Annotated in this window: 12 protein-coding genes and 1 tRNA gene; 6 read left to right on the forward strand and 7 right to left on the reverse strand. The window is 67.4% G+C overall.

Going from position 1 to position 14727, the window contains the following annotated elements; translation table 11 throughout:
- Window positions 1-60: 60 nt before the first annotated feature.
- The 4 genes from NS355_RS14970 to NS355_RS14985 all read right to left on the reverse strand — a co-directional run bounded on the left by NS355_RS14970 (window position 61) and on the right by NS355_RS14985 (window position 3110).
- Window positions 61-1455, reverse strand: a complete 1395-nt coding sequence (locus NS355_RS14970; protein ID WP_244489702.1) for a carbohydrate porin — start codon at window positions 1453-1455, stop codon at window positions 61-63.
- Between the two features lie 231 nt (window positions 1456-1686).
- Window positions 1687-2148, reverse strand: coding sequence for a peptide-methionine (R)-S-oxide reductase MsrB (msrB, locus tag NS355_RS14975; protein ID WP_058746431.1), 462 nt, complete (start codon window positions 2146-2148; stop codon window positions 1687-1689).
- 22 nt (window positions 2149-2170) lie between these two features.
- Window positions 2171-2827, reverse strand: coding sequence for a DsbA family oxidoreductase (locus NS355_RS14980; protein WP_058746432.1), 657 nt, complete (start codon window positions 2825-2827; stop codon window positions 2171-2173).
- A gap of 79 nt (window positions 2828-2906) precedes the next feature.
- Window positions 2907-3110 carry a hypothetical protein gene (locus NS355_RS14985; protein ID WP_056438767.1) on the reverse strand — a complete coding sequence of 68 codons (204 nt, stop codon included), beginning with the start codon at window positions 3108-3110 and terminating at the stop codon, window positions 2907-2909.
- A gap of 194 nt (window positions 3111-3304) precedes the next feature.
- Between NS355_RS14985 and NS355_RS14990 the strand changes: the two genes are divergently transcribed.
- Complete coding sequence (locus NS355_RS14990) at window positions 3305-4054, forward strand: SDR family NAD(P)-dependent oxidoreductase (protein WP_058746433.1); 750 nt, start codon at window positions 3305-3307, stop codon at window positions 4052-4054.
- Here the strand turns inward: NS355_RS14990 and NS355_RS14995 are convergent, their stop codons facing one another.
- Together NS355_RS14995 and NS355_RS15000 are read right to left on the reverse strand one after the other, a co-directional pair.
- A complete protein-coding gene (locus NS355_RS14995; RefSeq protein WP_153008243.1) occupies window positions 4055-4537 on the reverse strand; it encodes a GNAT family N-acetyltransferase in 483 nt (160 codons plus the stop codon).
- Window positions 4538-4796: 259 nt separating this feature from the next.
- Window positions 4797-4871: transfer RNA gene (locus tag NS355_RS15000), tRNA-Gly, on the reverse strand.
- Between the two features lie 131 nt (window positions 4872-5002).
- On the opposite strand from NS355_RS15000, the gene NS355_RS15005 reads away from it, so the two are divergent.
- From NS355_RS15005 to clpS, 4 genes are all read left to right on the forward strand, one after another.
- Complete coding sequence (locus NS355_RS15005; RefSeq protein WP_058746434.1) at window positions 5003-5764, forward strand: ImuA family protein; 762 nt, start codon at window positions 5003-5005, stop codon at window positions 5762-5764.
- Window positions 5655-7208 carry a Y-family DNA polymerase gene (locus NS355_RS15010; RefSeq protein ID WP_244489703.1) on the forward strand — a complete coding sequence of 518 codons (1554 nt, stop codon included), beginning with the start codon at window positions 5655-5657 and terminating at the stop codon, window positions 7206-7208. Before NS355_RS15005 ends, NS355_RS15010 begins: the two co-directional genes overlap by 110 nt.
- Before the next feature lie 147 nt (window positions 7209-7355).
- The gene (locus NS355_RS15015) at window positions 7356-10655 is read left to right on the forward strand and encodes an error-prone DNA polymerase (RefSeq protein WP_058746435.1); all 3300 of its coding nucleotides are present in this window, start codon (window positions 7356-7358) and stop codon (window positions 10653-10655) included.
- Window positions 10656-10783: 128 nt separating this feature from the next.
- Window positions 10784-11140 (forward strand): ATP-dependent Clp protease adapter ClpS, encoded by a 357-nt coding sequence (gene clpS, locus NS355_RS15020; RefSeq protein WP_058746436.1) that lies wholly within the window; start codon window positions 10784-10786, stop codon window positions 11138-11140.
- 71 nt (window positions 11141-11211) lie between these two features.
- Here clpS and NS355_RS15025 read toward each other — a convergent pair whose 3' ends face one another.
- Window positions 11212-12120 (reverse strand): NAD(P)/FAD-dependent oxidoreductase, encoded by a 909-nt coding sequence (locus NS355_RS15025; protein WP_244489704.1) that lies wholly within the window; start codon window positions 12118-12120, stop codon window positions 11212-11214.
- A gap of 336 nt (window positions 12121-12456) precedes the next feature.
- On the opposite strand from NS355_RS15025, the gene katG reads away from it, so the two are divergent.
- On the forward strand, window positions 12457-14718 hold the full coding sequence (gene katG / locus NS355_RS15030) for a catalase/peroxidase HPI (protein ID WP_058746437.1): 2262 nt from the start codon (window positions 12457-12459) through the stop codon (window positions 14716-14718).
- Window positions 14719-14727 lie beyond the last annotated feature (9 nt).

Below are 14727 nucleotides of genomic sequence, written 5' to 3' on the forward strand. Positions count from 1 at the left end.
CTCCTTTGGGCACGCCTGTCCTTGCGCGCCGCCTATTGAACGGGTCGTGAATCAGGGGCGTTACAGGGTGAAGGCGGCCTTCAGCCCCAATATGGTGACGTCGTCGGCTTGCGCATAGCCGCCGGGATGGTGGACGAACTGGACGTTGGGCCGCATCTCCAGCCACTCCGCCGGGTGGATGCTGTAATAGACTTCGGCCGCATATTCGGAGCCCTGCACGGCGGGCCGGGTGGGATCGAGCCGCTGCCCGTCCGCGACGCGTCCGTTCACATGGGTCCGCGCCACGCCGAAGCCCAGAACGTCGCCCGGTACGGCAGGAACCAGCCCTTTATAGAACAGGCCGGCCGCGACCTGATTGTCGGTCACGCTGGTCGCACGGTCCGCCTGGGTAGCGTTCAAAAAGACGCTGAGCCCGTTCTCGGCCTTGCCGTCCTTGGTCTCTCCGGTCAGCTGCTGCTGGATGTTGACGTACACGCCGTAGCGGCTGCTGCGCTCCAGCGGGGCGAGGCCGGTGATCGCCACGGGCCGGCGGTTCGCGTCGAGGAACACGTCCGGGGCATCGGCGGTCGCCACCCAGCCGCCCAACTTGTACGACCCGATCCGCCCGGCGCTGGCATTGCGGATCCAGCCTATTTCGGCGGGCACCAGAACGCCGGTCGCGCCCTTGAAGTGGCCGATGAAGAAGTCGTTGTCGAGGTTGCGTGGATTGATCTCATAGACCGCACCCTGGACATACAGGTCGTCGCGCGGTTCGTAACGCAGCCGGGCGCCCCACTGGCTGACCGGCCAGTTCTGCCAATAATCGCCGACCAGATTGCCGGGCTGCGCGCCGCAGAAACTCAAGTTCATAAAGTGGCACGAGAAAATGGCGAAATCCTCGCCGGGATTGGTGCGGCCCAGCTTCAGCTCGAACCGCTCGCCGATCCGCTGCTCGTACCAGAATTGCGTCAGGCGCAGGGTCTGGCCGCGTCCATAGACCTCCTGCACCTGTTGCAGCGTGCCGAGATTGGCATCGTCGCTGAGGTTGCGGCCGCGGCGATAGGTGAGGGTGGCCTGAAACGCGCCGCCCTTCAGCCCCATGACCTTTTCCAGATCGAACAGCGCGCCCGCATCGAACTGGCCCGTCTCGCGGAACAGCGTCTTGCGCCCGCCGGTGATATTGGCCGCGCTTTCAGATGCGTAGCGGGCGGTGACGGTGATGCCGCGCTCGTTCAGGCGGGTGCGGATGTCGTGCCAGTCGCCGATGATCCCCGGCGGCGGCGTGCGGCGGGTGTCGGCGGTGATCGCTGAGGGCGCACTGTCCGAGGGGCGGACCGGGCGGCGGCGGGTGGGCGTCCGCTGCGTATCACCCGCTGCGGCATCGGGGGTGACGCGGGCGGCAGTGGGTACGGGATCGGTGGTCTGCTGGGGTGCCAGCGGTGCCGCCATCAGCAGCGGAGCCCAACCCCACATCATCGTTGCCACCATTGCCCCCGTTTCCCGAACCTTATCGTTGCGAAGGCCAAACGATCGGACGGGCAAAAGGTGCCGTAAACGTCAATGGGTATTCCTCCCCTGCAAGGGGAGGTGGCAGTCCGCAGGACTGACGGAGGGGTGTCCCGGTCGGTGAGATGCACGAACCTCGCCAGCGGTGACACCCCTCCACCATGCTTCGCATGGTCCCCCTCCCCTTACAGGGGAGGAATCTTATCCCTGCTCGGCGGCGCGGACCTGGTCGACGTAATCGCCATAGCCTTGCGCCTCCATATCCCCGAGCGGCACGAAGCGCAGCGAGGCCGAGTTGATGCAATAGCGCAGGCCGCCGCGATCGCGCGGGCCGTCGGGGAAAACATGGCCCAGATGGCTGTCGCCATGCGCCGAGCGGACCTCGGTGCGGATCATGCCGTGCGTGGTATCGCGCAGTTCATTGACATGGGCGGGTTCGATCGGCCGGGTGAAGCTGGGCCAGCCACAATGCGAATCGAACTTGTCGGCCGAGGCGAACAGCGGCTCGCCCGAGACGATGTCGACATACAGGCCCGGCTCGCGGGTGTGGAGATATTCGCCGGTGCCGGGGCGCTCGGTGCCGCTCTGCTGGGTCACATAATATTGTTCGGGTGTCAGCTTCGCGAGCGCTTCCTCGGTCTTGGCATAACGGGTGTCGGCCATGGGGACTGTCCTTTCCGTGAAATCAGGCAGCAACAGGTTCGGCGGCGATCTGGCGCAGCGCCTGCTCGAAGGATTCGGGCGGCTGTCCGCCCGAGATGAGATAGCGGTTGTCGATCACGATGGCGGGCACCGACTGGATGCCGCGCCCCTGCCACAGCCGCTCCGCCTCGCGCACTTCGGTCGCATAGCGGTCGGAGGACAGGATCGCGCGGGCCTCGTCGGTGTCGAGACCGGCGCGGCCTATGGCGGCGACCAGCACGTCATGATTCGAGATATCCTCGCCCCGCGTGAAATAGCTGTCGAACAGTGCGTGCTTCAGCGCCGCCTGCCGCCCTTCGGTCTCCGCCCAGTGGAGCAGCCGGTGCGCGTCGAAGCTGTTATAGATGCGCGCATCATCGGCCATCGCCATGGTGAAGCCGACCGAGGCGGCCCGCTCACGGATATTGGCGCGGTTGGCGGCGGACTGTTCGGGCGTCGCGCCATATTTGCGGCCGATATGCTCGACGATATTCTCGCCCTCGGGCGGCATGGCAGGGTTCAGCTCGAAGGGCTGGAAATGGATGTCCGCCTCGACCGTATCGCCCAATCGCTCCAGCGCGATCTCCAGCCCGCGCAGCCCGATGATGCACCAGGGGCAGGAAATGTCGGAGACGAAGTCGATACGAAGGCGGCGGGGCATGGGATGTCCTGGCTGATGCGACCCCAAGGCGGCCGCGCCGCTTATGTGGGAGGGCGATCCGGCCCCCGCAACCGTGGCGCTACCAACGGACCCGGACCCAGCCGTCCACCGCCTCGTCTTCCGGGCAGGGATAGATGGCCCGCACCGTCATGGCGCCATCCGCCTCGGTCGCTGCGCCGGTCAGCGCGGGCCGGAAATCGCACTGTCCGCCCTGCGCACGGGGGAAGGGGCCGCGCGAGCGGTCACTGGCGATTCGTCGCGGCTGGCCTGGTCGATAGTCCATGCCTGTCTTCTCCCGGGACCGATCATGCCGCTATCTGCATATCCCGGCCATCCGGGAAAAGCCCGGTATTTCTGGCGCTTGGATGAAGAGCGGGAACAGAGGCGGGTCTTGCCGCCTTGTGCACCGCGCATGCTTTGCCATGCCCGGCCTCGCCGGATACCAGCAGGCAAACTGCTTGAGAGGGAGTTGGACGGATGACGAAGACAGTTCTGGTGACGGGGGCAACCGCCGGAATCGGTGCGGGCACCGCGCGGGCCTTTGTCGCGGCGGGATGGCGGGTGATCGGCACGGGCCGCCGCGCCGACCGGCTCCAGGCGCTGGCCGACGAACTGGGGGCGGCCTTTCATCCGCTGGCCTTCGACATTACCGACGAGGAGGCGCTCGACGCCGCGCTGGGCGGCCTGCCGCCGGAATTCGCCGAGATCGACCTGCTCATCAATAATGCGGGCCTCGCGCTCGGCACCAAGCCCGCCCAGGACAGCGATCTGGCCCAGTGGCGGACGATGATCGCGACCAATATCGACGGGCTCATCACCATCACCCATCGGCTGCTGCCCCGGCTGATCGAACGGCGCGGGGCGATCATCAACCTGTCCTCGGTGGCGGCGAACTATCCCTATACCGGCGGCAACGTCTATGGCGGCACCAAGGCGTTCGTGAAGCAATTCTCGCTGAACCTGCGCGCGGATTTGCACGGCAAGGGGGTGCGTGTCACCTCGATCGAGCCGGGCATGGTCGAGACCGAGTTCACCACCATCCGTACCGGCGGCGACCAGGCGGCGTCGGACGCGCTCTATGCGGGCTCCGACCCGATGACGGCACAGGATATCGCTGCCACCCTGCTCTGGGTCGCCGAGCTGCCGCCGCATCTGAACATCAACCGGTTGGAACTGATGCCGGTCAGCCAGTCCTTTGCGGGCTTTCAGGTCGCGCGGGCGGGCTGATCATAGGGGGCGGTGCATCACCAAGGCATCGACCAGCCCCAGATGCGGGTGCCGGAACGCCTCCGGCACCCGCCCGACCGTGGTGAAACCCAGCGCCGTCCACAGATGTACGGCGGCCGCGTTGCTGGCGACCACGAAGTTGAACTGCATCGCGGCAAAACCCCGAACCCGGGCTTCGGCAAAGGAATGCTGCGCCATCGCCCGAGCCACCCCCCGCCCGCGCGCCGCCGGGCCGGTCATATAGCCCGCATTGGCGACATGATCCCCACCGCCCGCCTGATTGGCGCGGAGATAATAGGTGCCGAGGATGGCGCCGTCCTCTTCGAACACGAAGACCGCCTTGTCGGCCCCGAACCAGTAAGCCAGCGCCGCCTCTTCGGTCATCGCGGGATCGAGCGCATAGGTTTCGCCCGCGCGGATCACCGGCAGGATGATCGCGGCGATGGCATCGGCGTCGGCAGAGGTGGTGGGGCGGATCGGCATGGGGATCAGATAGCGCGTGGTATAGGGCCAGAGTATCCCAAGACGACGATAAAGCCTCTTTGGGCGGCGCATGGACATCGCAGTCGATAAAAAGTCAGCGCTCGCCAAGGCCAGGAGAGCCCATCAATTAACGCTGTCTCGCATATATCGTCCGCGATCCGGACATGATGCGATCACAGGGTTTCGGTCTGTAAATCAGATAGGATTTATTAGGTAATACATCGCTGTGCGACGAAGGCGATCTCATCCGAGAGATCGCTGGAGCGGGCGAAGGGATTCGAACCCTCGACCCCAACCTTGGCAAGGTTGTGCTCTACCCCTGAGCTACGCCCGCTCTGGCGTTCCGAACCGGCTGACCGGCTGGGGTGAGGCGGGCTATTAGATGTGGGTTTCGAATCCGGCAAGCACTTTTTTCAATTTTTTTACGGCTGGCGACTCCGATCATAGAACATTACAAGAACATATATGGAGGAGCCCTTTGCCCTGATCGACCGTCTGCGCCGCGCCGCCGCTCTGGTGGCGCCGGGCGATGATGGCGGGATGGCGTCGGGACGGGGCTTCGAGGTTCGGCTGGCCGCTGCCCAACTGCACGAAATCCATGCGCTTTCGGAAGGCGAAGCGGCGAGCGGCGCGGGGTTGGCGCTGGGCTGCGCGCTGACGGTGGGGGCGCGACCGATCCTGTGGCTGCGCACCGAGGCGGCCGAGCGGCAGGGCGGGCGACTCCATGGGCCGGGGCTGGTCGCGATGGGACTCGATCCCGCCGATCTGGTCGTGGTGGTGGTCGCCGATGATGCCGCGCTGCTGCGCGCGGCCGCCGATGGCGCGCGCTGTCCGGGGCTGGGCACGGTGATCGCGGAAGGCTGGGGGGCGATGCGCGGGCTGGACTTGACCGCGTCGCGGCGGCTGATGCTGGCGGCCGAAGCCTCGGGCGTGTTGATGCTGGTGCTGCGCGTCGGTGGCCAGGTCGTGCCCAGCGCGGCGGCCACCCGCTGGTCGGTCGCCTCCGCCCCCTCGCGGGCACTGGCGGCGGAGGCACCGGGGGCACCGGCCTATGATCTGGAATTGCTGCGCCGAAGGGGAGGGCCTGCGGGCGCCCGGTGGCGCGTGGAGTGGAACCGTGACACGCAAAGCTTCGACCCCGCGCCGCTATCTGGCGCTCGTCTTCCCCTGGTTGCCGATCGAGCGGTTGCGGGCCCGGCGCCCGCACCTGTTCGTGGCGCGGGATGAAGCGCCGATCGCCTTTGCCGAATCGGTCGGCGGCGCGATTCGCCTGGCGGCGCTCAACGCCCGGGCGGTCGCGGCCGGGCTGTCGGTGGGGCTGACGCTGGCCGATGCGCGCGCACGGGTGCCGGAGGTCGAGATATTCCCGCACGATCCCGCCGCCGATGCCGACTGGCTGGAGCGGCTGGCCGAGGGGGCGCGGCGCTACAGTCCGGCGGTGGCGCTCGATCCGCCGCAGGGGCTGGTGCTCGATTCGGGCGGCGTGGACCATCTGTTCGGCGGCGAGCGGGGCCTTGCCGAGGATATCGAGACGCGGATGGCGCGGCGGGGACTGATCGTGCGGCTGGCCTATGGCGATACGCCGGAGGCGGCGCGGGCGCTGGCGCGGCATGCAGGCGCACCGGCACCGGACGAGATGGGGGCGATCCGTCGCCTGCCCGTCGCCGCGCTGGAACTGGACGAGGATGCCTGCGCGGCGCTGATCGCGGCGGGGCTGAAGTCGGTCGGCGACGTGCTGGCGCGGCCGATGGCGACGATCGCGGCGCGCTTCGGGCGTGAAGCGGCCACCGCGCTCAGGCGGCTGACCGGGGAGGAGGACAGCCCGCTGACCCCGCGTGTCGTCGCGGCGCCGATCGGGGTGGAGCGGCGCTTTGCCGAGCCGGTGGCGCGAACCGAGCATATGCTGGGCGTGCTGGAGGACCTGACGGCAGAGGCGGCGCGCGTGCTGGAGGAGCGGCATGAGGGCGGGCGACGCTGGGACGCGCGGCTGTTCCGTTCGGATGGCGAGGTGCAGCATCTGCGGGTCGAGACGGGGCAGCCGACCCGCGATCCCGCCGTGCTGCTGCGGCTGTTCCGCGAGCGGATCGAGGCGCTCGCCGATCCGCTCGACCCCGGTTTCGGATACGACCTGATGCGGCTGGATGTCGGGCTGGCCGAGAAGCTGGACGCGGTGCAGCTGCGACTGGAAGGCGGCGAGGCCAAGTCGGAGGCGGTGGCGGCGCTGATCGACCGGCTGGGCACGCGGCTGGGGCGCGAGCGGGTGCGGCGTATCCATCCGCGCGACAGCCATATGCCCGAACAGGCCGAATTGCTGCTGCCCGCGACCGATCCCGCGCCCAAGGCCGAATGGACCCGGCCCGAGCCGGGTGAGCCGCCCTTGCGCCCCATCCACCTGTTCGATCCGCCCCAGCCGATCGAATCGCTTGCCGCCGAGACGCCCGACGGCCCTCCGGCGCGGTTTCGCTGGCGGCGCAAGATGCATGACGTGGCGCGGGCGGAGGGACCGGAGCGGATCGCGGGCGAATGGTGGCGCCGCGCCGACATGGCGCCGCCGACGCGCGACTATTACCGGGTCGAGGATGTGCGCGGGCGGCGCTTCTGGATCTTCCGCCATGGCCTCTACACCGAGACCGAGCGGCCGCGTTGGTATGTGCATGGGCTGTTTGCGTGAGGGTGTGCCCTAACATTCCTCCCCTGCAAGGGGAGGGGGACCATGCGCAGCATGGTGGAGGGGGATCGCGGCTAGGGACGTCCTGTACCGAAGCCCCCCTCCGTCAGCGCTTACGCGCTGCCACCTCCCCGTGCCGGGGAGGATTACATGGCTGACTTCGCCGAACTGGTCGCGGCGACGCATTATTCCTTCCTCGACGGGGCGAGTGCGGCCGAGGACATGGTGGCTCGCGCCCAAGAACTGGGCCTCAGGGGCATCGGCATTGCGGACCGTAACACCGTGGCGGGCGTGGTGCGGGCGCTCAGGGCCTGGCGAAAGGCCTGTACCTCGGCCGCAGAGATCGGGGCTCGGCCGCCGCCCACGCTGGTGGTCGGCGCGCGGCTGGTCTTCGCCGATGGCACGCCAGATATCGTCGCCTATCCGGTCGACCGGACGGGCTGGGGACGGCTGACCCGGTTGCTGACGCTGGGCAACAAACGGGCGCGCAAGGGCGGCTGTATCCTGGGGCTGGGCGACCTGATCCGCCAGGCCGAGGATATGCTGCTGATCGCGCTCCCCCAGTCGAGCGCGCGGCCCTGTGAGCCGATGACGGATGCGATGCTGCCCCCGCGGCGTGCCGATCCGGGGCTGGCGGCGACGCTTGACCGGCTGCTGGCGGCGGCACCCGGACGGGTGTGGCTGGGCGTGACCATGCCGCGATCCGGGGCGGACCGGCGGCGACTGATGGCCCATGCCGCATTGGCCGAGGCGCGGGGCGTGCCCCTGCTCGCCACCACCGATGCGCTGTCCGCCTCGCCCGCCGACCGTCCGGTACAGGATATACTGACCTGTATCCGCGAAGGGCTGACCGTCCGTACCGGGGGGCGGCGGCTGGCGGCCAATGCGGAGCGGCACCTGAAGCCCGCCGCCGAGATGGCACGCCTGTTCGCCGACCGGCCGGAAGCGGTGGCGGAGAGCATGGCGATCCTGGAGCGGATCGCCTTCCGTCTGGATCACATTTCCTACCAATATCCCGACGAACCCATCCCGCAGGGCTGGGGCGCGCAGGACTGGCTGGAGGAACTGGTCCGGCGCGAAGCCGCGGTGCGCTATCCGGGCGGCGTCCCGGTCAAGCTGCGCGCCTTGCTGGACGAGGAACTCGGGCTGATCCGCCGGTGCGGATATGCGCATTATTTCCTGACCGTGCATGACGTCGTCCGTTTCGCGCGGACGAGGGAACCGCCCATTCTCTGCCAGGGGCGCGGGTCGGCGGCCAATTCGGCGGTCTGCTGGGTCCTGGGCGTCACCTCGGTCGATCCGGTCCGATATGACCTGCTCTTCTCGCGCTTCGTATCGGAGGAACGCCGCGAGCCGCCCGATATCGACATCGATTTCGAACATGAGCGGCGCGAGGAAGTGATCCAATATATCTACGACCGCTATGGCCGCCACCGTGCCGCCATCGCCGCCACCGTCATCCATTACCGTCCGCGCAGCACGGTGCGCGAGGTCGGCCGTGCGCTCGGGCTGAGCGAGGATGTCACGCAAAGGCTGACCAGCACCGTCTGGGGCAGCTTTTCCAAACAGTTTGAGGAAAAGCGCTTCCACGAAACCGGCTTCTCGCCCGACAATCCGGAGATCGCCCGGCTGCGCACGCTGGTCGACCGGCTGCTCGGTGCGCCCCGCCATCTGTCGCAGCATGTGGGCGGGTTCGTCCTCACCCAGGGGCGGCTCGACGAGACGGTGCCGATTCACAACGGCGCGATGGAGGGGCGGACCTTCATCGAGTGGGACAAGGACGATATCGACGAGTTGAAGATCATGAAGGTCGATATCTTGGCGCTGGGGATGCTGACCTGCATCCGCAAGGCGTTCGACCTGATGGAGGCGAACGGCCTTGCCCGCCCCGATCTCGATACGCTGGCGCAGGACGAGGACGAGCGGGTCTATACGATGCTGCAACGGGGCGACAGCATCGGCGTGTTCCAGGTGGAAAGCCGCGCGCAGATCAACATGCTGCCCCGGTTGAAGCCACGCGAATTCTACGATCTGGTCGTGCAGGTTGCGATCGTCCGGCCGGGGCCGATTGAGGGCGACATGGTCCATCCCTATCTGCGGCGGCGCGCGCAAAAGGAGGCGGTCACCTATCCCTCGCCGCATCCCGATCATGGTCCGGCGGACGAACTGCGCACCCTGCTCGGCAAGACGTACGGCGTGCCGCTGTTCCAGGAGCAGGCGATGAAGCTGGCCATCACCGCCGCCAAATTCACCCCCGACGAGGCCAATCAACTCCGTCGCGCCATGGCGACGTTCCGCAAGGTCGGGGGAATGGACGGGTTCCAGCAAAAGATGATCGGCGGCATGGTCGCGCGCGGTTACGCGCCCGAATTCGCCGAGCGCTGCTTCAAGCAGATCGAGGGGTTCGGCTCGTACGGTTTTCCCGAAAGCCATGCGCTGTCCTTCGCGCGGCTGGTCTATGTCTCGGCCTGGCTGAAACGCCATCAGCCCGCGATCTTCACCTGCGCGCTGCTCAATGCGCAGCCCATGGGATTCTACGCCCCCGCCCAACTGGTCCGCGATGCGCGCGAGAATGGCGGGGTCGAGGTGCGGCCGGTCGATGTGAATTCCAGCGGCTGGGACAATCGGCTGGAGCGGCGGGAGGACGGAGCCTTCGCCCTGCGGCTGGGCTTCCGGCAGGTCGATGCCTTTCGTGAGGCCTGGGGCACCGGCATTGCGGATCATGCCCCCTATGAGACCATCGAGTCGGTCGCGATCCGGGCGCAGCTGCCGCGCCGCGCGCTCGACCTGCTGGCACAGGCCGACGCCTATCGCTCGCTGGGCAGCGGACGGCGTGAGGGTCAGTGGGAGGCGCGGCGGATGAAGTCGGCGCAACTACCGCTGTTCGCCGCGATGGAGGCCCCCGAAATGGCGACCGAACCCGATGTCATGCTGCCGCCCATGCCGCTGTCCGAACAGGTCAGCGCCGATTACCGCGCGACGCGGCTGTCGCTGAAGGGCCATCCGATGGCGTTCCTGCGTCGCGAGCTGGCGGGCGAAGGCATCCTGTCTGCCGCCGATCTGAACCGCCTGGCCGATGGGCGACGGGCCAAGGTGGCGGGGGTGGTGCTGGTCCGCCAGCGACCGGGCAAGGGCAATGCGATCTTCGTCACGATCGAGGACGAGACGGGCATCGTCAACGCGCTGCTATGGGCGCGTGATTTCGAGGCGAACCGGCGCGCGGTGATGGCCTCGCGGCTGATGCTGATCCACGGCGTCGTCCAGCGCAGCGAAGAGGGCGTGGTCCATCTGATGACCGCAGGCGTCGAGGATCGCAGCGCGATGCTGACCCGGCTGGAGGATGTGCCCGCCGCCGCCACCCGATCGCACGATCCCCGCGGGGCTCCGGCGCAACGCGGAATCCACCCGCGCGATGTCCGCCTGCTGCCCCGCTCGCGCGATTTCCATTAGGCTATTCGGTCCGGAGCGTGCCGATTTATACGATCGACCCTGTCCCCAAGGGCTTGTGCGCACCCCCCGCCATGCCATATTTTATCGCCATGGCCCAGAACAGCGACACTCTCACCCATCCTCTGGGAATGGCCGGCAATGGTCCCGGGCAAGGCCCCGGTCATGGACCCGATCATGGAGATGACGAGGGCACCGGCCTGGGCGTCGCGACGCGGACCCGGACGCGCACCAAGCAGCCGACGCCGTACCGCGTGCTGATGCTCAACGACGACTATACGCCGATGGAATTCGTCGTGCTGTGCCTGCAACGTTTCTTCCGCATGAGCATGGACGATGCGACCCGTGTCATGCTGCACGTCCATCAGCGCGGCGTGGGGGTGTGCGGCGTGTTCTCCTACGAGGTCGCCGAGACCAAGGTGGCACAGGTGATCGACTTCGCCCGCGCCAACCAGCATCCGCTCCAGTGCACGCTGGAAAAGGCGTAAGTCTTCTTCACTCCTCCCCGGCACGGGGAGGATCAGGCCATCACCAGATCCGCCGACTGCCGCCCGGACAGTCAGGCGCTTTCCACCCGTGGCGCGATCAGCCAGTCGCCACAGGCCGCCAGCCCCGTATCGGCCCGGTGATAGGCCCCGACATCCGCCTTGCCCGACCGTGCGTAACGCCAGCGATGCGCGGTGGCATGGACCGGCACGGGCAGCGTGCCGACCCGTTCCTCCAGCGCGCGGAGAAGCGAGGCGGTGACGGAGGTGCGGTCGCTTTCGACATGGCGCCGCGACCAGTCGGCCGTGGCATGGATCGTCCAGGCCTCGCCGCCCTTGCGGCCCGGCTTGGCACTGTTGCGCGCGGCCCAGTCGATGGGATCGGCGGCGGACAGGATATCCGGTGCCGAGAAGCCGGCGTCGAACCCCAGCAGCACGGTCCAGCACGGATCGGACGGATGCGCGCGGGCCAGTTCGGCCAGCGCCGGGTCGATAGAGGCGGCAAGTCCGGCCGTCTGCTCGGCGGGGAGCGCGAGTATCGCCACATCGAACGGCCCCTCGGCCATCTCGTCATGGTCCAGCCGCCATCCGTCCGCCTCGCGGCGCAACGCGCGGATATGCGTCGACCAGCGAATGTCGAGCGCCGCCGCCATATGCGCGACGGGCGCATTCATACCCGGCACCCCGACCCAGGCATCGTCACCCATGGCGGGCCATCGCGCGACGGCGCCCTGCCGCTCCCAGTCCCGAACCTGTGCGACGAAGCCCGGATCGCGCGCGGTCAGATATTGCGCGCCATAATCGAAGGGGAAGCAGGCTCCTTGCGCCGTCACGACCTTGCTCGCCATGCGACCGCCGGGCCCGCGCCCCTTGTCGAACAGCGTGACCCGCCATCCCGCCTCGGTCAGGCGTGAGGCGCAGGCCAGACCCGCTATCCCCGCGCCGACGATCGCCGCCGATCCGGCCATATCCCGTTCCTTCATGGTTCGCCGCATCGCGCGCAATCCGACGATACGCCCCGGGCCGGGGATCGATCCGTCTCATCGGTGAACCGACCCATGATTTCGCCAAGTACCGATGATGATCCATGCTAAAATTTTTGGGTTCGGGGTGGTCTGGGCAAGGATCGACCGGACAGGCCCGACGTTGTGGGGCATGACGAGCGGCAGTTCCTTCCGCTCAGGGAAAGGCCTCACGCCGTCTATGTCCATGACAGACGCGACATGATCCCGCCCGATGGGCGTGCCGGCGGGCCTGTGGCTCGCCCAAGTCTTTACACGCCCAGCCTTTTTACCAGATGAACCCGGAGAGCCAGCGGCATGGAAGACTATAAGACGGTACTCGAAGGCAAGTGTCCCTTTGGCGGCGACCGGATCGGCGGTGCCTTCACCACGCCGCCGACGCTGGCCGAATGGTATCCCAACCGGCTTCGGGTCGAGCAGCTGCACCGCCACGGCCCCCGCGCCAATCCGCTGGGGGAGGATTTCGACTATCGCGCCGAGTTCGCCAAGATCGACCTCGATGCGCTGAAGGCCGAGATCAAGCGCTTCCTGACCAGCTCGGTCGCATGGTGGCCGTCCGACTATGGCAATTACGGGCCGCAGATGATCCGCATGTCGTGGCACTCGGCGGGCAGCTATCGCATCGCCGACGGGCGCGGCGGCGCGGGTGAGGCGATGCAGCGTTTCGCGCCGATCAACAGCTGGTGGGACAATGGCAATGTCGACAAGTCGCGTCGCCTGCTCTGGCCGATCAAGCAAAAATATGGCGCGGCGCTGTCCTGGGCGGACCTGATCGTCCTGACCGGCAATTGCTCGCTCGAGATCATGGGGCTGCCGACCTATGGTTTCGGCGGCGGACGCGAGGATGCGTGGGAAGCCGATGACGCGACCTATTGGGGCCCCGAAGTCTTCGACATGACCAAGGTCGACTCGTTCGACGAGATGGTCAATCGCGACAAGCGGTGGCGCGGCCAGAATGGCGACGCGGACTATGATCTGGAGCAGCCGCTGGCCGCCTCGCATCAGTCGCTCATCTATGTGAACCCCGAAGGCCCCTATGCCAGCGGCGATCCGATGGCCTCGGCGCGCGACATCCGCATCACCTTCACCCGCATGGCGATGAACGATGAGGAGACGGTAGCGCTGATCGCGGGCGGCCATGCCTTCGGCAAGAGCCATGGCATGGTGAAGGCCGACCGCATCGGCGCGCCGCCCGAAATCGCCGCGATCGAGGAGATGGGGCTGGGCTGGCACAATCCCGAGGGCACCGGCAATGCCGAGTTCACGATGACCAACGGCATCGAGGGCAGCTGGACCCAGAACCCGACCCAGTGGGACAACAGCTATCTGGAAAATCTGCTGGGCCTGGAATGGGAACAGACGCGGAGTCCTGCGGGCGCGCTGCAATGGACGCCGGTCAGCGGTGACGCGCCGCGTACCCCCGACGCGCATATCGAGGGCAAGAGCCATGCGCTGATGATGATGACCAGCGACATCGCGCTGAAGGTCGATCCCGTCTATCGCCCGATCTGCGAGCGCTTCCTCAACGACTTCGACTATTTCACCGAGCAGTTCTCGAAGGCATGGTACAAGCTGACGCACCGCGACATGGGGCCGCGCGAGCGCTATGTCGGGCCGGAGGTCACGATCGAGCCGGACCTGTTGTGGCAGGATCCGATTCCAGAGCGCGATCACGAACTGGTCGACGCGGCGGATATCGCCCAGCTGAAGCAGCACATCCTGAACAGCGGCCTGTCGGTGTCGGACCTGGCCTTCACCGCCTTTTCCGCGGCCGTCACCTACCGCGACAGCGACAAGCGCGGCGGCGCGAACGGGGCGCGCCTCGCCCTCGCTCCGCAAAAGGACTGGGCGGTCAATCGCCGCACCGTGCCCGTCATCGCCAAGCTCCGCGAGATCATGGGCGCGTTCAACGACGGGGCGAGCGGCGGCAAGCGCGTGTCGCTGGCCGACCTGATCGTGCTGGGCGGCTGCGTCGCGGTCGAGAAGGCGGCGGCGGATGCAGACGTCGCGCTGGAGGTGCCGTTCACCGCCGGGCGTCGCGACACCACCGACGAACTAACCGACGCCGACAGCTTCGAATGGCTGAAGCCGGTGGTCGATGGCTTCCGCAACTATGTCGACGATCAGTTCGACACCATCACCCAGGGCCGCGTCGCCCCCGAGGAGCTGTTCCTCGACAAGGCCGCGCTGCTGAAGCTCAGCGCACCCGAATGGGTGGTGCTGACCGGCGGCCTGCGCGCGCTGGGCGCGAACTGGGACGAGAGCGAGGCGGGCCTGTTCACCGACCGGGTGGGCGTGCTGAGCAACGACTTCTTCCGCGTGCTGACCAGCATGGACTATGTCTGGACCAAGCAGGACGAGGCGGGCTTGCGCTTCACCCTGGACGACCGGGACAGCGGCGAGACGCGTTATACCGCGACGCGCAACGACCTGGTCTTCGGGGCCAACTCGCAGCTGCGCAACATCGCGGAATTCTATGCCGCCGAGGACGGCCATCCCCGCATGGTCCGCGACTTCGTGAAGGTCTGGAACAAGGTGATGACCGCCGATCTTTTCTGATGGTGGAGG

Source organism: Sphingomonas yabuuchiae (assembly GCF_001477495.1).
Classification (GTDB): Bacteria; Pseudomonadota; Alphaproteobacteria; order Sphingomonadales; family Sphingomonadaceae; genus Sphingomonas; species Sphingomonas yabuuchiae_A.

What these genes read in the sequence shown, in the direction of transcription:
- NS355_RS14980 (WP_058746432.1), bottom strand. Translation starts at nt 2,827, where the DNA reads ATGCCCCGCCGCCTTCGTATCGACTTCGTCTCCGACATTTCCTGCCCC.
- clpS (WP_058746436.1), top strand. Translation starts at nt 10,784, where the DNA reads ATGGCCGGCAATGGTCCCGGGCAAGGCCCCGGTCATGGACCCGATCAT.
- NS355_RS14990 (WP_058746433.1), top strand. Translation starts at nt 3,305, where the DNA reads ATGACGAAGACAGTTCTGGTGACGGGGGCAACCGCCGGAATCGGTGCG.
- katG (WP_058746437.1), top strand. Translation starts at nt 12,457, where the DNA reads ATGGAAGACTATAAGACGGTACTCGAAGGCAAGTGTCCCTTTGGCGGC.
- NS355_RS14985 (WP_056438767.1), bottom strand. Translation starts at nt 3,110, where the DNA reads ATGGACTATCGACCAGGCCAGCCGCGACGAATCGCCAGTGACCGCTCG.
- NS355_RS15025 (WP_244489704.1), bottom strand. Translation starts at nt 12,120, where the DNA reads ATGAAGGAACGGGATATGGCCGGATCGGCGGCGATCGTCGGCGCGGGG.
- NS355_RS14995 (WP_153008243.1), bottom strand. Translation starts at nt 4,537, where the DNA reads ATGCCGATCCGCCCCACCACCTCTGCCGACGCCGATGCCATCGCCGCG.
- NS355_RS15015 (WP_058746435.1), top strand. Translation starts at nt 7,356, where the DNA reads ATGGCTGACTTCGCCGAACTGGTCGCGGCGACGCATTATTCCTTCCTC.
- msrB (WP_058746431.1), bottom strand. Translation starts at nt 2,148, where the DNA reads ATGGCCGACACCCGTTATGCCAAGACCGAGGAAGCGCTCGCGAAGCTG.
- NS355_RS14970 (WP_244489702.1), bottom strand. Translation starts at nt 1,455, where the DNA reads ATGATGTGGGGTTGGGCTCCGCTGCTGATGGCGGCACCGCTGGCACCC.
- NS355_RS15005 (WP_058746434.1), top strand. Translation starts at nt 5,003, where the DNA reads ATGGAGGAGCCCTTTGCCCTGATCGACCGTCTGCGCCGCGCCGCCGCT.